This window comes from Emticicia agri (assembly GCF_004168285.1).
GTDB lineage: Bacteria > Bacteroidota > Bacteroidia > Cytophagales > Spirosomataceae > Emticicia > Emticicia agri.
In genome coordinates, this window is the sequence record NZ_SEWF01000014.1 from 96539 (window position 1) to 118136 (window position 21598).

Below are 21598 nucleotides of genomic sequence, written 5' to 3' on the forward strand. Positions count from 1 at the left end.
GCTGCTGGATTTGCTATTTCACCAGTACCTGATTTAAAAAGATTAGTTATTGCTTACGGAGCAAACTACACTTCAAATTTAACTCGCTTACAAATATTAAATGTGGATAATGGCAACATACAATTTATTAATGATGGTCTTTCTTTAGACAATATTAATACAGGGCGATTTGATGATGCCAATCGAATCAGCATTACTACCGCTGAAGATAATTCGGATATTCTTAATATATTCTGGACCGTCGGTTTTGGTGCTAATTCCTATGTAAGACGCTTCAACACAGCTACTAATACTGTTCTATGGGATTCACCATTAAGAATAGCAACTACTTCTATTAATCCTAATGCTACTCAAAGTGGAATATTCGCCTTAGGTAATTATGTTATTTGGAGTGATGCTCGTCATAGGGATATTAGCAATAATTATCAAAATTATGAAATTTATGCACAAAGAATATTACCTGATAAGACCGTTGCTTGGGGATTAAACGGTAAAAGAATTACCGATATTATTTCTAGTGAATTCAGTCCAAGAATGGTAAAATCTTCATCTGGTATTTATCTTTGTTGGAATGGTAATAATGGTGCTTCTCATAGAATCATGAAAATAGATAGTAATGGTATAATGCTTTGGGGAAATACCGGAATATTAGTAGAAAATAATGTTTCAAATAGTGAATTCACTCCTACTTTGTATGAAAATAACGACACTTTAACAACTTTCTATACCCGCCAATATAATACTGGAGTTGAAAGGTTTTGGGGACAAAAACTGACTCCTGAAGGAAGAAAACTATGGGGAAGTAATGGTCAATATGTATCTCACACGTCTAACTATAATGTATCATTAGAAGAATATCCTGATGTGCTAAAAGCTCCAGATGGATATATTATTGGATTCAATCAAGGTTACACAACACGTGTACTAAAAGCTAATCCTTGTAACAATCCACCTCAACCACCATCAGTTAATAATCCAAAACTATGCTTTTCAGGAGCATCAGCCAAACTTAAAGCAACTAATTGTGATGGTATTGTGCAATGGTATGCTAATGACCGTATAACCTTACTGCATAGCGATTCAACTTTTACTGTCTCTAATATATCACAACCAGTATCTTATTTCGCTGCATGTGTAAGCAATACGGGTTGTGCAAGTCTAAATCTTGCAGAAAGTAAAATTACTATACCCCAAAGCTCCGCCAATATAACAACTACATATACAAACAACAATACTCCTGTGGAAGTTGCTACAATCAATACTTTAATAGCTTCTAATCTAATTGAGCCCTCAGCAAGAGTAAATTATATCTCCAAGAATATACAATTAAATACGGGTTTTCAGGCCAAGCAGGGGAGTGTGTTTATAGCTATTGCACAAAACTGTACAAATGATTAACTAAAATAAATGTTATTTTCGAAAAATATCTTATATAAGTTGCATAGAGCCGTAAAATACGGCTCTATATAAACTTACTAAAAAATGAACGTAAATTCCTTTACATTGTTGAATGCTTTTATTAACCTAAAACACTTAGGTCAAAAAATCGCTACTCCTTATAAATCCTGAAAATTTTATGCTTATCTCGGTATCTGATATTCAGGAGATAAATGCCGGGGCTCTGATCAGATAAATCTTTATTTAACTGTTCTTTAAGAGTTCTCCAATAACCTTCCCGTTCACTAATTATCTGCCCTGTATTTCTCACTAACTTCAGTTTTATCAGATGATTATCCAAATCATCGCTTGCCAACAGATTAATGGTATTCTTAGTCGGATTCGGATAAACACTTAATATTACCGGGTCGGGGTCGGGGTCTGGATCAGGGTCCGGATCGGGGTCTGGATTATTGGTTGTATCAGTGGCACAAACAGGTCTTATATCTTTATCATAAGTAGCACTTAAACCTAAAGGGTCTGTTACAAGCAGGCTGACTCTGTAAAAATAGGTCTGGTTATCGCAAGGCACTTGTCCTAAAGTTACCTGTCCCTCTGATTTTCTTAAACTACTTACAAAATGGGTGTGCTCATCATGATGCAAAACCACTATCCATTGATAAAATAATTCATTTTGCTCTTTATCTGACACATTGGCGGTCAGGTTTACTGTAAAATCTTTGGCATTATCGAATGAATTGACGGCATCAATACTTGTACTGGTAATCGTCGGCGGCGTATTATTCAAATAAATTGTAAATTTTTTCGTATCCGACTTTCCGGCATTATCAGTAACCTTTAAGGTAGCTATAAATAGCTGAGGGGCTGTTGGGTCGGCAGGGACATTGGGATCGGGTCCCTGAATGGGTTTTGCCACATACACATGTTTAGGATTAGCCAATGCTGAATTATTACCATCGCCAAAATCCCACGAAAAGGTCAACGGCCCGTTTTCAGGGTCTTTTGAATTACTGGCAGTGAAATTGACCGTTAAAGGGCTTACGCCATACATAGGTGTTGCCTCTGCTACAATCACAGGTCTTAGATTAGCATTCGGATTGAATGATAGTCTTCTTACTTCGTGAATATCTGGATACAGATAGCTGACATAATAAATACTGCCATCAACCGGATTCAAAGCAAAACAGGTAGGATTTACCCTATCAACAAAATCTATTACCTCTATCGGATTATTTTTTTCGTCTAACCGGAAGGCTTTTACCCACCCCTCATAATCGCCTTGAAAATAGAGATTTCTGTAAGGTTCAGGGAAAGCCGTCATCGTATAAAACAGGCCACCAATAGAAGAATTACCTGTAAAATCTTTTCCCTTGAATTGAGCCGACCCAACACCATATACTTCACCATTTACAACGCCTTGTGCCAGAGGGCCTCGCCATTCAATAATAGGAAATACCGGATTATTTGGTTTAAATGCCTGATTGGTGTAAGATTCATTCGTATAGCTAATTCCTTCGTAGGTAGGCCAGCCAAAATTCTGCCCTCCCTTACTGACAACATTTATTTCTTCCCGATGGCTCCACCCTACATCTCCTAAAAAAATGGTTCCCGGATTACCATCAGCAGGGTTTGTACTCCCTGTATTAGGCTGGATTCCAAAACGAAAAGGATTACGCAACCCATAAGCCCAGATACGTGAACGGGCAGAACGGGGATTACTTGATTCATAAAACGGATTAGAGGCTATCCCATTACCAGTAGCGGGGTCAATCCTTAGCAATTTGCCATTCAGTGAAGTTAATACCTGGCTTCGATAGGCATTTACATTCTGGTCGGCGGTAATAATACCTGTTGATATAGCTTCTAAAAACCAGGGGTTCTGGCTATCAACACCCGGAGGCTCACTGGCAAGGGCAGCATCACCTGCCGTTACTAATAAAGTACCATCTTTCCCAAAAACCACAGAGCCTACTCCATGGTTATCTACTAAAATGGGGATACCTGTGCTTATACTCTCTCCTAATAATACCTTCCGGCTACTTTCATTAACGGTATTAAATCCATCAGCCTTATTGAGCGTGTAACGGGTCAGCCTACCTATGGTAGTTTTAAAACCATCAGCATTATTAGCATCATAATCGGGAGTACCAAAATATAAAACGTGATGTCTTTTTGCGGCATAAAGGAGATAAATATAGCCATTGTTCAGAAAATCAGGGTCAAGAGCTACTCCATTCAGACCGTGGTCATTAAAATCTAAGACTTCTTCGCTAATATCAATAACCGGAACAGGATTCTTTACACCATTCTCTACCATAAATACCTTACCTGCTTTTTCCCACACATACATTCGGCCTTGAGCATCAAATGTCAAACCTACAGGAATATTCCAACCATCTGAAATTTGCTCATCAACAAAACCCGTAGGTTGAGCAAAACTCTGTCGGAAAAAGAAGGATAAGAAAAAAAGCAGGAAATAAAATGATTTTTTCATAAATGGTTGTTGTGAATGTACTTAACTTTTTCGTTCATAAATATAACGGATAAAACGCTTATTACCTTACATTAAACTTATGACTCTCATTCCACGAAAATGGTTTGATAGCTTACGAATAAAATTTCAGAATCCCGATTCTTTCCCTATAAAAACTAAATTCATAATGAATGCTTTTTAACAGAAACTATCAGTAAGAATATTCATCTGCCCTCTATTATTCAGGTCTTACTCTGTGCATCCTCCCATTTTAGCACTAAAAGTGCCTCCCGGTTGCACTTCAAAACCCGTTATTAAATCGATTGACTTCCCTGCATCATAATTCACATTCCTGTCAGACAGAATTTTCACTGAGGAGGTTATTTTATCTGAAGCCTTGTAGGTGTCCATCACATCAGTAGCACTGTTGTTAATGGTATAAGATTCCTGACAGGCTTTTCTTTTGAGTACTATCAGAAAGCCACCAAAAGGCTTCATTAACTCATTACTATTGAAGTTTGTCTGAATAGTAGTATTCGTTTCTGCCGGAACAATGTCTCTTGGCGTATTACCATCTTTCAAAGATTGTTTTGCATACTCTCCATTGGCAATAAAAGAAAGATTAAGGCTAATCGTTTTTTCGGTATTCAGCCCATTAATTCCAGATATATACCAGTTCTGTCCTTTGCGTCTTGCCATCACTACGTGTGTACCCGGAAAACCATCTATCATACGGGTTTCATCCCATGTTGTCGGGAATTCCTGAATCATTTTCTGAGCAATTGCGGGTAATCCTAAATAACTCTGCGCTCTGTCAACCAAATGGGTTTCGCCTGATTCAAAGGTATTTAACAAGGCTATCTCATGCACATCGGTAGTGTAATGCACTACACCTCGTCCTTCACCAATAATTACAGGCGTATAATCCATTGACCCTATGGCATTGCGGGTAAAAGGTAAGATAGTATGATGCACAGGGGCATTAGGTCTGTAATTATCACCGTCGAATAAATATGCCTCTGCTCCTTTTATGGCTTCTGATGTTACTAAATTCGGATAGGTTCTCTCCCACCCTTTCGGTATGATACTACCATGAAAATTTACCATTAACTGATAATCGGCAGCATCTTTCAATATATCTATGTATTGTTTGATTACCTCCTGCTTATCACTCTGAAAGAAATCTATTTTTACACCCTTTATTCCCAGGTTTTTTATTCGCTGAAACTCATTCCTTCGTATTTCTTTTATGTGCATCAGGTCTCTCGGGTGGTCGTTATAAAACTCATTGGTAGGTCCTCCTGAATTATACCAAAGCCATAATTTAACATTTTTTGTATTGGCGTAATTGATTATATCGTCAATATTTCCCCCATTCCCCATCTGATTCCATCGGAGATCGACTAAAAAATAGGGTAATTTAAAAGTTGATGTAAAGTCGATGAAATTTTTTGTTGCTGCAAAGTCAGTCGGGCTATCAAGATTAGACCACCAACTCCAGGCCGATAAGCCCGGCTTAATCCACGATATATCAGCAATAGTAGAGGGAGTACTTAAATTACTTACCAGATTCGACTCTGCAATTGTTCTGTTTTCTTTTCCTATCATTATTACCCGCCACGGCATTATCCAGGGCAGGCTCGATTTAGCAAAATTGACAAACCCGTTGCCATCGTCCTGATTAGGAACTGCCACCTTGAAAGTGCCATTGCCATAATAGGCATCTAAATGGCTTCCAAAGAAATTATCGTGCAAGTCGGCCTCTGTTAATAGAAGCCAGAATTTTGAAGTTTTAAACAAAGCAGGAAATGCCGACTGTGTAAAGATATTTTGATTCAATGGTGTACCGTTGCTAAAGAATCTTTCATAAACCGGCTGAAAAGTAGCAAATTCCTGTATCCAGGCACTCCCATCGGTAGGCAACTGAAAAGTAGTATTTTCGCCGGTTACATAATATTCTGCACCTGATGTTTCAGGGAATATATATCTGAAAGCTACCCCATCATCATACGCACGAAAAACAACATTCAGTAATTTATTATTGACCTTGAAACTGACTGTCATTTCATTGGCATGGTTTCGCAGGCTTAGTTTTTTACCTGTTGCATTCTGGTAGTTCTCATCTATACTTCTGTTGGTAATTCCTTCAAAGCTAAAATTATTCATAAAAAGCTCATCCATTCTCTGCACCCCTAAATTTGATGCATTAATTACAGGGTCAGTAGTTGAGTTTTCAATATAATCTACATAATAAATCAGGTTTTTGTCAGGCTGTTTCAACTCAACGGTTATCCTTATTTTATTGTTGGGCGAAGAAACACTCCAGCTTTGGGCTACTGTTTTGAGGTTGATAAAGACGAAGGTGCCTAATAAAAAAAATAGAAGTCGATTATTCATAAAGAAATTAAATGTTTTAACCTTTTCCCAACTATCAGACCTACATACCAGCAATGTATCTATAAAAACAGATAAAAACGCCGAGTGTATAAAGACCTACTTTGGGTTAAGAGATTAATGCGTGACAAATTCAGTAATGCTAATTTTGAGTAGTACCTCACACAAGTAAAAGAACGCTTTAAGAATTTTACCAGTTTAGCCGCAGTTAAAAAACCTTCTCTTTGGTAGCAAAACATGGGTAAAGATAAGCTAAAATTTCAGAAAGTAAGTTAAACTTTTGCAGGCTTGCACTTCTTGTAAACTAAATTATCTATCACTTTTGAGGTATAGTACGCTATTGATTGGTATATTTACACCGTTAACTCATACCAATTCTTAACCATTATGATGCTTAAAATTTCATTCAACCTCACAATTAGAAATTTATTTGTTTGTTGTTTATTGGTAAGTACTTGTTGGCAGGCTGATGCGCAAGATAAAAAAACATCAGGTAATCCGATTTTCCCGGGTTGGTATGCCGACCCTGAAGCCATCATCTTTGGTAAAAAATACTGGATATATCCAACATTCTCAGCGCCTTATGGCAAACAGGTATTTTTTGATGCCTTTTCTTCTCCTGATTTAATAAACTGGACAAAACACGAACGCATATTAGACACGGCCAGTGTAAAATGGGCCAAACTTGCCATGTGGGCACCCTCAATTATTGAAAAAGATAAAAAATATTACCTGTTCTTTGGGGCGAATGATATTCAAAGCGATAAAGAATCAGGGGGCATTGGTGTAGCCGTTGCCGATAAACCCGAAGGCCCTTATAAAGACCTTTTGGGCAAGCCTTTGATTGATAAGTTTCACAATGGTGCGCAACCTATCGATCAGTTTGTGTATAAAGACAAAGGCGAGTATTACCTGATTTATGGGGGCTGGAGACATTGCAATATTGCCCGTTTAAAGAAAGATTTTACTGGTTTTATTCCATTTGAAAATGGCAGCACTTTTAAAGAAATTACGCCTGAAAACTATGTAGAAGGGCCGTTTATGTTTGAAAAAGGGGGCAAGTATTATTTCATGTGGTCGGAAGGTGGCTGGACAGGCCCCAATTATAGTGTAGCTTATGCCATTGCTGATTCGCCTTTCGGGCCGTTTAAACGCATTGGTAAAATATTACAACAAAACCCTGAAATTGCTACAGGAGCAGGACATCATTCTGTCATTCATGACCCTAAAAGTAAGGATTGGTATATTGTGTATCATAGAAGACCTTTAGGCGAAAAAGATGGCAATTCAAGAGTAACCTGTATAGATAAAATGTATTTTGATGAGCAAGGTTTGATCAAACCTGTTGTCATTACAAATGAGGGTGTTGAAAAAAGTACTATTAAGTAATATTAAATAGCTGCATACTGGGTGAAATTAATTTCACCCACCAGAAAAGGGCTTTTAGAACGCCGGGAAGTAGATTTAGATTATGTTATCAAAAACAATTGGAAAGTAGTCTATCAATAATCAGCATAGTTTTTTAATAGTTTTTATTTATAATGATTATGAATTATTAAAAAAAACCTTCAAAAGGTGCCTTTTGTCGATTTTAATGTTTCGGGTGTGGCAAGATTATTTATATTTGTTAAAACATTTCTCAATAGTTGCGCCGCACCATTGCTCTCATATTGTTTGTTACTATCTTTTTGGGTAGTTTAGTTCCGAAAGTCAACTGGAGTCAATCCATTAAACTTCCTGAACTGATTACGCATTATTACCAGCACAAAAGAGAAGCCCCTAAAGATTTTAATATGTGGGATTTTCTGGTTATGCACTATTCGGCTAATTCTCAACACGCCAAAACCAAACATCCAAGTTTACCGTCCTTCGATATTAATGGGGTAAGCTATCTATATGTAGCTCCTGCATTTATTTCTTTTTCAAGTACCACTACTTTTTCTTTTGTCGAAAAAGAAGACCATTTCAGTTGGTTAAATAATTATTTCTTTTCTGCAGAAACCAATCTTCTCAATCCTCCCCGAGCATAAGTATTTGTAATTTTTTCAGAATTGAGGAATTCCCAATCTGTTTACCCAGATTGAGAGTTGATTATTCTATATGATACTTTTTACAACTGCTTATTCATTATTTTCATCATGTTTGATACCATTATAAAATTCAGTATCAATAATAAAATCATTATTGGTATGATGGTTCTGGCTTTGGTTGGTTGGGGCGGTTATTCGCTTACGCAATTACCTATTGATGCCATACCAGACGTAACTAATAATCAGGTGGTTATCTTATCACAAACCCCTACGCTGGCAGCCCAGGAAGTTGAGCAGTATATTACCTCACCTATCGAACAGCAAATGGCTAACCTGCAAGGTGTGGAAGAGATACGTTCCACTTCTCGTCTCGGTTTATCGGTCATTACTATTGTATTCGACGAGTTCATTCCAATACTACAAGCAAGGCAATTGGTAGCTGAACAGTTAAAGGCTACTGAGGATAAAATTCCGACCCAATTTGGTAAACCCGAATTAGCTCCGATTACTACCGGCTTAGGCGAGATTTATCAATACACTATCATTCCCAAGAAAGGTTATGAAAATAAATATTCACTGACCGACCTCCGCACCATTCAGGACTGGATTATTAAACGCCAGTTAGCAGGCGTAAAAGGGGTCATTGAAATCAGTAGTTTCGGCGGCTACGTGAAACAATACGAAGTGAGCGCCAACCCGGAGCGTTTAAGAGCCAACAATATCAGTATGGCTGAATTATATGAGGCTTTAAGTCGCAACAATGCGAATACAGGTGGAAGCTATATTGAGAAAAACAATCAGGCTTATTTTATCAGAGGAGAAGGAACAACCAAAAGCCTGTCAGATATTGAAAACATTGTTATCAAAACTGTCGGCGGCACACCTCTTTTGGTAAGAGAAGTAGCTACTGTACAGTTTGGCCATGCCAACCGATTTGGTGCCATGACACAGAATGGTAAAGGCGAAACCGTTGGTGCTGTAGTATTGATGCTGAAAGGGGCTGATTCTGAAAAAACCATTAAGGGTGTAAAAGAACGTATCGAGAGAATTCAGAAAACATTGCCGGAAGGATTGGTGATTAATGCCTTTATTGACCGTACCAAATTAATCAGCAAAGCTATTCATACCGTAGAAACCAACCTGATTGAAGGCGGACTGATTGTAGTTTTTGTGCTGGTGTTATTGATGGGGAGTATCAGAGCAGGCTTTTTAGTAGCATCGGTTATCCCGCTATCAATGCTGGCAACGCTAAGTCTGATGAATACCTTCGGTATCTCTGCCAACCTGATGAGCTTAGGGGCTATTGACTTTGGGCTTATTATCGACGGGTCTATTATAGTCGTAGAAGGCATTCTGCATTACCTGCAAGATAAAGCCCATCTACCCGAAAAAACAAAACTGACGCAAGCTGAAATGGATGGGGTTGTGTTTAAGGCTACTTCAAAAATATTAAATTCTGCCATTTTCGGGGTTATTATTATCCTCACAGTTTATCTTCCTTTATTGTCACTTTCTGGCGTTGAAGGGAAAATGTTTCAGCCAATGGCTATTACAGTGAGTCTGGCTATTGTTTCTGCTTTGGTATTGTCTTTAACCTATGTGCCTGCAGTATCGGCCTTGCTTCTGAAAGACGAAGGTAATAAACACTTTAAGTTATCGGATACCATTGTCAATACGATTTTTAATGTCTATCAACCCTTATTCAAATGGGCAATGGCTAAGAAAAAACTGGTAGCAGGCATTGCCTTTGGTTTGTTTGTGATTAGCCTGGGCATTTTTTCTATGCTGGGCGGTGAATTTATTCCGAGTTTAGAAGAAGGTGATATCGCCATTGATTTTCAGACGCCTCCGGGAACATCTCTTACCGCAACCATTGAGGCAACTACCAAAGCTCAGAACGCACTAAAAAAACATTTTCCTGAAATAGACCAGATAGTAGGCCGTATTGGTGCATCAGAAGTCCCAACCGACCCCATGCCTGTAGAAATGTCGGATCTGATGATTTCAATGAAAGAAAAATCAGAATGGGTTTCAGCAGAATCGAAAGAGGAAATGTTTGAGAAAATGGCTGACGTGATTGATAGAGAGGTACCGGGTATGAGTGTAGAGTTTACACAACCAATACAGATGCGTTTCAATGAAATGATAGCCGGTTCGAGGTCTGAAATTGTAGTAAAGATTTTTGGAAATGATTTGGAGAAACTGGCCGAAAGAGCCACCGCCTGTGCCAAGATAATAGAAAGAATTGAGGGTGTAGCCAGTATAAAAATAGAACGATTGGTAGGCTTACCCCAGATTTCGGTAGTGTATAATCGTGAAAAATTAGCCCAGTATGGTTTGCATATCGAAGACCTGAACCTGATTCTGAAAACAGCATTTGCCGGAGAAAAAACCGGAACTGTATTTGAAGAAGAAAAACGCTTTGATATGATATTGCGGCTTGACTCTCTATATAGGAACGACATTGAAGGGATAAAAGCTCTTTATGTAAAATTAAACAATGGCTCTTATATTAATTTTGAAGAAGTAGCAGAAATAGCTTATATAGCAGCTCCGGCACAAATCTCACATGAAAATACCCGTCGGCGCATTACCATTGGCATAAGCCCTCAGAACCGTGACGTAGAGAGTCTGGTACAGGAGATTCAGGAAAAATTAGATGTACAAATTAAATTACCTGCCGGGTATTATATTGTCTATGGAGGTGCATTTGAAAACCTGCAAAAAGCCAAAGACCGCCTGAGTATTGCCGTACCTATTGCCCTGCTGCTCATTTTTATGCTTCTCTATTTTACTTTCCATTCATTCAGACAGGCGTTCATGATTTTTACAGCCATTCCATTATCTGCCATTGGCGGTATTGTAGCCCTATGGATTCGGGATATGCCATTCAGTATTTCGGCAGGTGTGGGATTCATTGCTTTATTTGGTGTGGCAGTTCTTAATGGTATCGTACTGATAAGTCATCTGAATCAATTAGAAGAGGAAGGGCATCTGGATATTTACAAACGGACTTTTCAAGGGGTTAAGAATCGTTTTCGCCCTGTACTGATGACTGCCTCTGTGGCATCATTAGGTTTTTTGCCAATGGCTATTTCAAACTCAGCAGGTGCCGAAGTACAAAAGCCTTTAGCAACGGTTGTTATTGGGGGTCTGATTTCGGCCACGCTACTTACACTCGTTATATTGCCTGTTATCTACACCTTATTCAATAAAAACAAAGTTCAATGAAAACTTATCAACTAGAATATCATCGTTTAATAGCAATACTCTTCCTGTTTTTAAGTAAGGGAGTCTGGGCTCAGACACTTACCTTACAACAAAGTATTGAATTAGCCTCTAAGAACAATTATCTGCTTAAAATCAGTAGCCTTGAAACCGAAAGCGAACAATTATTAATAAAGACGACAAAAGAACTGGCCAAGACTAATCTGGATATACAGTTAGGTCGTACACAAGCTGCCTATACCAATGATTATACCCTTGGTCTGGTGCAACAGTTTTCTCACCCTAAGCTCTATCAGGCACAGGCTGACTTACAAAAAAGTCGTGTAGTAGCCAGTCAGAGAAATGAAGTACTACAAAAAAATGAGTTGACAGGGAATATCAAGCAGGTGTACTATCAGTTGTTTTATTATCAGCAGCTAAGGGAGATATTATCCCAACAAGATAGTATTTACCGCAGCACCTTACAGATTGCATTAGCCAGACACAAAACAGGAGAAACTAATTCATTAGAAAAAATCAGCGCAGAAATACGCTTGCAGGAAATAAACAATAGATTAAGTGTTTTAGCAAAAGATGAAGAATCAGCGTATCAGCACTTTAAACTTCTGCTGAACAACTCGCAGGATTTTAAACTTGATTTTAACATTCCTCTAAGAAGAGACACTTCTGCTATTACAAATACTTTGTCTTTAACTAACAACCCTCTTCTCTCTGTATTTGAGCAGCAAACTATCATCAGTCAGCAACAAATCCATGTAGAAAAACAAAAATTAAAACCTGACTTCAGACTGGGAATAATAAACCAGAGTATTGAGCATAACTTCAATCAGATGGTTCTTTCGGCAGGCATTGGTTTACCTATTTTTACACAGGCACAGAAAGCAAGAGTAGAAGTAGCTAAAGTGAACGAAAGAATAGCTGACTCAAACCGGAAACAGATTGAATTACGACTGAACACGCAACTGAACATGCTGAAAATGGCCTACCAGAAGCACCGTAACTCGCTCCGGTACTATGAAAATTTTGCGCTCCCGCAAGCCGACCTGATGATGAAGAATGCGATAAAAAGTTACCAGAGCGGTGAGATTGAATACGTAGAATTGATACAAATAAATCAGCAGGTATGGCAACTCAAGGATAGTTATTTCTCAACAGTTTTAGATTTTAACCAGACCATCATTCAGATAGAAACACTTTTAGGTATCGAATAAATGAACATTATCATGAAAAAATATTTTTTTGTAACTCTCCTGTTTGTGTCAGGTCTTACTTCCTGTTCGAAGAAGCCAGACACACCTGCATTAAGTGCTGATACAACTACTGCCCCACTACAATCGGAACAGATAAAAATAACTGCCGAGCAGTTTAAAAACCTTAATCTGAGTTTAGGCAATTTCAGCGAGACTGCGATAAGCGATGAAATAAAAACTACAGGCGTAGTAGAGGTTCTACCCGAGAATCTTGCTTTTATCAGTATTCCTACCACGGGCTTTATTAAAACCATCTTTGCTAATACAACATTGCCAGGACAATTTGTTACCAAAGGCATGGTTTTAGCTACGGTAGAATCTATTGAGTTTATTCAGATGCAACAGGATTATTTTCAGGCAGTGGCTCATTCAGCTTTCCTTGAAAAAGAATTAGAGCGCCAGCAGACCCTCAATTCAGAAGACATAGGCATAAAGAAAAAATTACAACAGGCTGAGGCCGAATTTAACAGCAATCTGGCACTGATAAAAGCGCTGGAAGCCAAACTTAAATTATTAGGTATTAATGCTGCTACCTTGAAAAAAGGAGATATTTCGTCGATAATTAAGGTTACTGCGCCCATTAGTGGCTATGTGAAAGCAGTTCATATTAACACGGGTAAAGCCATTACACCCAATGATGTACTGTTCGAACTCATCAACAAAGATGATTTACACATAGAATTGAAAGTATTAGAAAAAGATGCTCATAAAATTCAGAAAGGGCAGAAAGTACTCATAGATGATAAACGATTAGGAGAAAATGTAATGGCCACCGTATTTGTGGTAGCAAAAGTATTTGATAATGAAACAAAGGCAATGACCATTCATGTACACCTCGATAATCACCAACAAGAACAAAAACTTATTCCGGGAATGTTCGTCAATGCCAAAGTGCTGACAGGCACACATATGGCTAAAACATTGCCTGAAAGTGCTATATTAAGAAAACCCGAAGGGAATTTTATTATAGAATTAGAAAAACAAAATAGCAAAGAGGTAGTTTTCAGAATAATACCTGTTAAATTGGGCGCAATTCAAGGACAGCATGTGGAGGTACATTTATCAGAGGGTTTAAGTAATTCAGCTTCGATAGTAACCGACAAAGGGCATTTTTTATCAGACATGGGCGGAACTGTTGAAGATTAAAATTTTGTTCAGATTTTAGGTTAAAATACTCAATAAGCAATTTATGGTTCTAAGCGTTGAACATACCCTACATTATAAATATTCTCAAGCTGTATTTCTGACACCTCATTATATTTATCTTTCACCAAAGGCTTCTCCTCATCAGGAGATAAACGATTTTGAACTTGAAATTAATCCGGTAGCAGATATTCTTTATAAAAATATTGATGTAGAAGGCAATGCGCAATACATTGCCTATATTAACTCCTCTTGCGAAGAGCTGACGTTTAAGGCATCTTTTGAGATAGAATCATCGCCAACTAAGCCGTATCATTTTATTTATTTTCCGTTCAGCGCCGAGAAACTGCCTTTTCATTATCCTGAAAAAGAGGCGTTATTACTTCATCCCTATCTGAATCTGACAGGGGTAACTACGCTTATTCATCAATTTGCCCGCCAACTGGCAGCAGAAGCCAACTGGAAAACAACCGATTTTCTGGCACGTATCTCAAAATATATCAAAGAAAGTTTCAGCTATGAAAAGCGTCTGGAAGGCCCGGCCAATGTTGCTGAAAAAACACTGCTAAGCAGAAGAGGTACCTGTCGGGACTATGCCGTATTGATGATTGCCAGTTGTAAAGCATTGGGTATTGCCGCCCGATTTGCGAGTGGTTACTGCTATGGCAGCCAGTTACAAGCACACGAATTACATGCCTGGGTAGAAGTATATTTACCCGGCGCAGGTTGGAGGGGTTTTGACCCTACAGAGGGGAAAATTGTAGATGACCATTATATTACCTTAGCCTCTTCGGCACAGCCCGAATTAATTAATCCTATTACCGGAGGATTCAGAGGGAGTGCCAAATCTGAATTAAATGCTTATGTGAATATCAAACGCCTTTGATATTTTATTTGCTACCTATAGATTTTAATCAGCCTGAAAAGAAAAGGATAGAAAAAACACAGTTTTTTTTTATCTTTGTCGGTGATTAACCTTAATCAATAGGCATATTAGTTCAGGATTACCCTCAATTAATGTACTAAACCTAATTCCTAAAATTCCCAAAACACATTCAAAGTGACCCTTATTAAATCTATTTCTGGTATCCGCGGAACTATTGGCGGCAAAAGTGGTGATGCCTTAACTCCGTTAGATATTGTAAAGTTTGCTGCTGCTTATGGGGCCTGGCTCAAGAAAAAAAATCCGGATGCCACCCTTAAAGTAGTTCTTGGAAGAGACGCACGCCTGTCAGGTAAAATGGTTTCAGACCTTGTTTGCTCTACCTTAGTGGGTATGGGTTTTCATGTAATTGATTTGGGACTTTCTACTACACCTACCGTTGAAATAGCTGTTCCTTTAGAAAAAGCTATCGGCGGTATTATTCTTACAGCCAGCCATAATCCTATTCAATGGAATGCGCTGAAATTGCTCAACGAAAAAGGTGAGTTTATTTCAGCAAATGATGGAGCCGAATTGCTTGAAATTGCAGAGAAAGAATCTTTCGAATTCTGCGATGTAAAACATTTAGGCAAAGTAACCTACGATGATACTTATCTAAAAAAACATATCGACCTGATTTTAGCATTACCGCTGGTAGATAAAAAGGCCATCGAAAAAGCTGATTTTAAAGTAGTGGTTGATGCTGTTAATTCAACAGGTGGAACAGCAGTACCTTTGTTATTAGAGGCTTTAGGTGTTACACAAATTAAAAAAATCAATTGCGACCCTACGGGTATCTTTGCTCATAATCCTGAGCCGTTGCCTGAAAACCTGCGGGAAATTTCATCTGAAACGCGCAAAGGTAATTATGATTTAGGAATTGTGGTGGATCCTGATGTTGACAGGCTGGCCTTTATTTGTGAAGATGGTGAGCCATTTGGCGAAGAATATACCCTTGTAGCAGTAGCTGACTATATTTTATCGAATACAAAAAAGAAAAAAGGATTAAAAACAGTCTCGAATCTTTCTTCTACACTTGCCCTGAAAGATGTTACCGTAAAAGCAGGTGGCGAACACGCATCAGCAGCCGTTGGTGAAGTAAATGTAGTAGTGAAGATGAAAGAAACCGATGCTATTATTGGTGGTGAAGGAAATGGAGGAATTATCTATCCTGAATTACATTATGGCAGAGATGCCTTGGTAGGTATTGCTTTATTCCTGACTCAGTTGGCTAAGTTTGGAAAACCGGTGGGCTTTTTAAGAAAAACCTACCCTAATTACCACATTGCTAAAAAGAAAATAGAGCTTACCCCCGAAATTAATGTAGATGAGATTTTGGAAGATATTAAAGCAAAATATGAGCGTTATCCGATAAATACAGAAGATGGCGTGAAGATTAATTTCGAGAAAGAATGGGTGCACTTGCGTAAATCTAATACTGAACCCATCATCCGTATTTATGCTGAATCAGAGTTTGAAACCACGGCTTCTAATCTTGCAGACAAAATAATAAGAGATATTAAGGAATTAATTTCTCAAAGAGTTTAATGATAAATCGTGGCATTTAGAGGGTTTTTTAGCCCTTGTGTCACGATTTTAATCGTTTTTTAACCTATGCTTTTAGTTTTTTCACTAATTTTGAGGTGCGTCCTAATGAGTACTCCTCCTGCTTTTTACAACCATCTATAGTCTGCTTAACAACTCTTTGGCTTTTGGCATTAATTTTGTGCCAGTAGCTTTAAGCGGCATTTTAACTCGTTACACTGCTTTATAAATAAGACTCATGCCTTTGCCAACAAAGGGTGTTTTATCTTTGTAATTATTTATTAAAAATATGAATAATACAAGAAACAGACGGCACATATTTTTTCGCAAATATTGCACAAAATCGATACTTAACTAAACCATGAATTGCAACCCATAAACAATTAATGATACCATTAGAAAATAAAATTCATTTTATCATAACATTTGTATAATTTTTTCATTATTACCTAAGTCAGTAAATTATAAATTTTAAAAGATTATTCGTTTTTATTACAATTGTACTTTAACCGAATACAAATTAAATTAAGGCATTCGCTAAAGCCTTTATCCAGAAAAATTCGTGCAATTAAAATTTTACAAGTTATTATTGTCATGTCAGGAAAAAAAACAGCCCTCTCGCTCATTACGTGCCTCCTTGCTCTTTCCGTTTTTCTACAAACGAATGCCCAGAATTCAGCCACTGCCATAGAGTGGCAAAGATGCTATGGCTGGAACAGTTGGTATGGTGATGAAGGGTTAAGAATAAACCCTTCTCAGGATGGAAACTATATAACTACAGGCAAAAAAACGCTCAATGGTTATGAAACAATCGTAGCTTCAAAAGTAAATGCAAAAGGTGAACTTCTTTGGGAAACCATTATTTTTGATGACAAAGCCTATACAGGGTTCAGAGGTGTAGAAACTATTCAGAACTCTGATGGTGGCTATATTCTGATAGCCAAAGTAATTAGTGTACAGAAACTTAGTTTTGTTAGTACCGACGGGCGAAATATAGAGTATAATACCGATCCTAAAGGATATTATGATATATTAATCACCAAATTAAATGCCCAGGGACAACGCCAGTGGTTTAAATTAATAGGAGGTTCAGGCGAAGATATGCCTGTCAGGGTTCTTCTTACTTCCGATAATAATATTATGCTGCTCGGTTATACTACTTCGGCCGATTACGATATCAGTGACTCAGGGAAAAATACTTCTTCTTATAACCGTGATATCTGGGTAGCCAAAATCAGTCAGACGGGTAACATTATGGCTAAAAAATGTTTTGGAGGCAATAATGATGACCTTGCATTTGATATGAAAAAATCATCAGATGGTAATTATGTAATAGTAGGTAGTACCAACTCTGACGACGGGCAGTTAGGTACCAATAAGGGAGCGAAAGATATATTTGCTATTAAAATCAATGAATCTCTTAATAGTATCTGGGAAAAAACCTATGGCGGAAATCAGAACGATGAAGCCCGTAGTGTGGTAGCAATGCCTAACGGAGAACTTATTGTGGGTATTGTTTCTAACTCGCTCACAGATGACTTCTTTAAAGATCCTACTAACGATTTTCCGAACAATTATCAGGAGAATGTCTGGTTATTCAAGCTGAATTCCGGTGGTGATTTCGTCTCTTCTAAAATATTTGGTGGTTCAGGAAGAGATTTTATCAATGATTTGATTCTGACCCGTGATGGTAATTGTGCCTTTATAGGTTCTACTACTTCTAACAACGGAAGTATTACCGATAGAAACAGGATACCCAGCAACAACAATGATAAATTTGATGTGTTTCTGATGAAAACAACTACCAATCTTGACCCTATATGGCAAAAAACTATGGGTGGTTCAGAAGATGATGAAGGGAATGGTTTAGTAGAAACACCAGATGAAACATTGATTACCATAGGCACTACAAAATCTTTTAATGGAGATGTGGTGGGCAACCATGATAACTCGCAAGACCCTCGTGATATATGGTTAGTGAAATTAAATTATGCCTGCCAATCAGATGTAGTAACCAGTATTGATTTGGTAGCTACTAATACCGATGTACTTGCCTCAGAAAGTATCAACAGTTCAGACAGAATTACCCAACACTCTTCTGTGCGGTATTCTGCCAACAAAAACATTGACCTTACCGAAGGGTTTAACATTGAACTTGGCAGTGTATTAGAAGTTAATCTGATGGGTTGTACCAATGGTACAGCAGGTATCAGTAGCTTGCCTATTCAGGTACAAACTAACAACGCATGTAGAGAAGGAGGAATGAAATTTACTTTCTTCCCTCGTACACCTGATACTGATTTGTCGCAATACCGCATATCAATCCAGAATCTTGAACCATCTATTGAGTTTAAATTTTCAGGAAATGCACTGATTACCAAAAACAATTCACCTGATAATCACAATGCTTATTATCTGCTAACTGTTTCCCGAACTGGTTTTAGAGATTTTGTAGTGCAGGGATATACCAGTACTTGCGACCATGACGATGCTCCGCTCAACTGCCCTGAAAATACAGATACGGTTATATTAGATAAACAATATTATAATGAAGGGGACACTTTTACTGCTACCTGGACTGGCGAGTTGATTCCTGACCAGACGTTAGAGTGGTATAACGAAAATGTAACCTTAATATCGAAAAATGGCAAAACTATGGTAGGCAGAATCAATTCTTTCCCGGCGCACATTCAGGCGCAACCGGGGGTATTTGCTCACTATCGTCCATGTCATGGAGCCGTAAGAGTTGAGTTCAGAAAAGTTGAATAAAACCTATATTCACGGGGGTTGAAGAAACCCGAAAAACAAAGCATATAAAATCCTCACTTACAGTTAGTTAAGTAAGGATTTTTTATTTTAGTTTTTCCTCATTATTTTTGCAATTTAGATACCTAAACACGAAGAATTGTTGAAATGCGAATTTTGAGTTTAATTGCTATTTTATTAATCATAACATCTACCTGTTTTAGTCAAATACAAATTAGTTTCCCTAAAGACAGAAGTGTTTTTCAAAGAAACAACCAGAATACTTCTGTAGTAAATATTTCAGGGAATTTTGATGGTGAGTTGGATAAAGTTGAAGCAAGATTAGTACCAGTTAAAGCCAATCAGGGGGTTTTAACTAATTGGGTAACCATTGCAACCAAACCTGAAGGCGGATATTTTGTCGGAACGCTTCAAGGGCAGGGAGGCTGGTACACCCTACAGGTAAGAGGTTGGTTGAATGAAAGTATTGTAGCTCAGGGTTTAGTAAGCAGAGTGGGCATCGGAGAAGTTTTTGTAGTGGCAGGACAATCAAATGCAGAAGGCGTATTAGACTATGGGGCAAAACCATCGCTCGATGACCGGGTGAATTGCTTTAATTACAGAGTACAAGATAACCTATGGGATTATCCCTATTTCAGCAGTTTTTCTCATATTGAAACCAATACAATGGTTGGCCCTAAAGGACAGGGTTCGTGGTGCTGGGGAGAATTAGGCGATTATTTAGCCCAACGCCTCAATGTGCCTATTTTATTTTTAAATGCTGCTTATGGCGGTAGTTCTTCTGAAAACTGGTACAGTAGCGCGCTTGGCAAACCTACCAAGAACGCCTTCCATTTACCTTATATTGGTGGGGCTCCGTATTCCAGTCTTAGAATATCATTGCAATTTTATGCTTCTTATTTAGGTATCCGTGCTGTTTTATGGGAACAGGGTGAAGATGACTCTGAAACAACAGAAGACAATTATTATAACAATATAAAAACTGTTATAGAAAGAAGCCGTATCGATGCCAATAAAAACCTTTCTTGGGTGATAAGCCGGACTTCTCTTAACGATTTTGCAGCAGTGCACGTCAACCACGGAGTTATCAGGGCTCAGAACAGGATTATCAGCAATATCGCCAATGTATATGAAGGCCCTTATACCGATTCCATTCAGATACCCCGTGTAGAAGGAGTTCACTTTAAGAACCTCGGTGGCAATAATGATGGTATTTCTGCTTTAGCTAAAGCCTGGAACACAAAATTAAACGATAGTTTTTTCGATAAGTCTATTCCTTTTCTTTCTTCATCGCTTATTACCTTACAGGCAAGTTGCCAGTTCTCAGAAACAGCTAAATTAAGCCTGCCAAGTAATTTTGAATCTCAGCGTTGGTCTGATAACTCAACGGGGGCTTCTCTTACAGCTGATAACGGTAGTTTTAGTGTTGTGGCTCGTGATAATCATGGGAATTATTACTTTTCAAATACAGTCAACGTTAAAGGGCTTGCACCTTCAATCGTTCCTTTTGCTACTACTAAACGAAATCCGAATTTTTGTGAGGGTTCTAATACTGAATTGATAACCAATGATACGCACTATTCCCGTTTCCGTTGGAATACAGGCGAAACCAATAAATCAATCACTATTAATACTTCGGGCATATTTACCGTAAGAGGTATTAATTCGTTAGACTGTTTTTCTCCACCTTCCAACGAGGTTATTACAAGGGTGCTGGCGCTTCCGCCTAAACCAAATATCATTATGAGTAGTGGCCCGACTGCATGCGAAGGGGCTACTATTACACTATACGCTTCAGGATTCGGAAAAAGTTTCTGGAGTACCAATGACAGCACCGGAAGCCTTATGTTTACTAAGCCCGGAGATTATAGTGTTTCAGTAAAGGTTCGGGACGAAAATGGCTGCGTATCTGTTAATTCTGATGTAGCTAAAATCAGTATTAAACCTCGCCCAGAACAACCTACTATTGCTCAGATTGGTGCTTTTAGTCTGGAAGCAGAACAAATGACTGAAAAAATTGATGCGTATGAGTGGAGAAAAGATGATGCGTTTCTGACTACGAGAGCCTCCATTATTAAATCTGCCAAACCGGGCTTTTTTACAGCTACTGCTGTCAAAAATTACCAGCTTGCTACTAATCAGATACTCGGTTGCCGCTCAATTCCTTCAAAAGCATTTTCATTTATACCCAACACTGAAATCAAGAATCTGGTTGTCTATCCAAATCCGGTAACTGATGGGGTAGTTTATCTTGAAGCCCGAGAAGACCTGAGTGATTTGATATTCACTGTTTATAATACAAGCGGGAAGTTTGTTTATTCTACACTTGTGCCTTCGCTTACCGAACGCAGAGAAATAAACCTGTCTTTTTTACAAGACGGTAAATACATAATCCGATTGCAGAACAGCAAATTTTCGGAGTCGAAAAGTATCTGGATTGAGAGGTAGT

At 38.2% G+C, this 21598-nt stretch carries 12 protein-coding genes; 10 read left to right on the forward strand and 2 right to left on the reverse strand.

The window, feature by feature from the left end:
* The first annotated feature begins 102 nt into the window (after nucleotides 1–102).
* Nucleotides 103–1398 (forward strand): immunoglobulin domain-containing protein, encoded by a 1296-nt coding sequence (locus tag EWM59_RS11625; RefSeq protein ID WP_130021143.1) that lies wholly within the window; start codon nucleotides 103–105, stop codon nucleotides 1396–1398.
* A 151-nt stretch (nucleotides 1399–1549) separates the two neighbouring features.
* Here EWM59_RS11625 and EWM59_RS11630 read toward each other — a convergent pair whose 3' ends face one another.
* Together EWM59_RS11630 and EWM59_RS11635 are read right to left on the reverse strand one after the other, a co-directional pair.
* A complete protein-coding gene (locus tag EWM59_RS11630) occupies nucleotides 1550–3892 on the reverse strand; it encodes a PQQ-dependent sugar dehydrogenase (RefSeq protein ID WP_130021144.1) in 2343 nt (780 codons plus the stop codon).
* A gap of 228 nt (nucleotides 3893–4120) precedes the next feature.
* The gene (locus tag EWM59_RS11635) at nucleotides 4121–6268 is read right to left on the reverse strand and encodes a glycoside hydrolase family 97 protein (protein ID WP_130021145.1); all 2148 of its coding nucleotides are present in this window, start codon (nucleotides 6266–6268) and stop codon (nucleotides 4121–4123) included.
* 384 nt (nucleotides 6269–6652) lie between these two features.
* Between EWM59_RS11635 and EWM59_RS11640 the strand changes: the two genes are divergently transcribed.
* The 9 genes from EWM59_RS11640 to EWM59_RS11680 all read left to right on the forward strand — a co-directional run bounded on the left by EWM59_RS11640 (nucleotide 6653) and on the right by EWM59_RS11680 (nucleotide 21597).
* Nucleotides 6653–7654, forward strand: coding sequence for a glycoside hydrolase family 43 protein (locus EWM59_RS11640; RefSeq protein WP_229239342.1), 1002 nt, complete (start codon nucleotides 6653–6655; stop codon nucleotides 7652–7654).
* 257 nt (nucleotides 7655–7911) lie between these two features.
* Nucleotides 7912–8295: a hypothetical protein gene (locus EWM59_RS11645; RefSeq protein WP_130021146.1), complete on the forward strand. Its 384-nt coding sequence runs from the start codon at nucleotides 7912–7914 to the stop codon at nucleotides 8293–8295.
* A 108-nt stretch (nucleotides 8296–8403) separates the two neighbouring features.
* Entirely contained in the window at nucleotides 8404–11526 is a 3123-nt protein-coding gene (locus tag EWM59_RS11650; protein ID WP_130021147.1) for an efflux RND transporter permease subunit, read from the forward strand.
* Nucleotides 11523–12734 carry a TolC family protein gene (locus EWM59_RS11655; protein WP_130021148.1) on the forward strand — a complete coding sequence of 404 codons (1212 nt, stop codon included), beginning with the start codon at nucleotides 11523–11525 and terminating at the stop codon, nucleotides 12732–12734. Before EWM59_RS11650 ends, EWM59_RS11655 begins: the two co-directional genes overlap by 4 nt.
* 12 nt (nucleotides 12735–12746) lie before the next feature.
* Nucleotides 12747–13919 carry an efflux RND transporter periplasmic adaptor subunit gene (locus EWM59_RS11660; protein ID WP_165372157.1) on the forward strand — a complete coding sequence of 391 codons (1173 nt, stop codon included), beginning with the start codon at nucleotides 12747–12749 and terminating at the stop codon, nucleotides 13917–13919.
* Between the two features lie 43 nt (nucleotides 13920–13962).
* Entirely contained in the window at nucleotides 13963–14802 is an 840-nt protein-coding gene (locus EWM59_RS11665; RefSeq protein ID WP_130021150.1) for a transglutaminase family protein, read from the forward strand.
* Between the two features lie 174 nt (nucleotides 14803–14976).
* On the forward strand, nucleotides 14977–16386 hold the full coding sequence (gene glmM, locus EWM59_RS11670) for a phosphoglucosamine mutase (protein WP_130021151.1): 1410 nt from the start codon (nucleotides 14977–14979) through the stop codon (nucleotides 16384–16386).
* Between the two features lie 591 nt (nucleotides 16387–16977).
* Nucleotides 16978–19152 (forward strand): 3-coathanger stack domain-containing protein, encoded by a 2175-nt coding sequence (locus tag EWM59_RS11675; RefSeq protein ID WP_130021152.1) that lies wholly within the window; start codon nucleotides 16978–16980, stop codon nucleotides 19150–19152.
* Nucleotides 19153–19296: 144 nt separating this feature from the next.
* Entirely contained in the window at nucleotides 19297–21597 is a 2301-nt protein-coding gene (locus EWM59_RS11680; RefSeq protein WP_130021153.1) for a T9SS type A sorting domain-containing protein, read from the forward strand.
* The last annotated feature ends 1 nt before the right edge of the window (nucleotide 21598 follow it).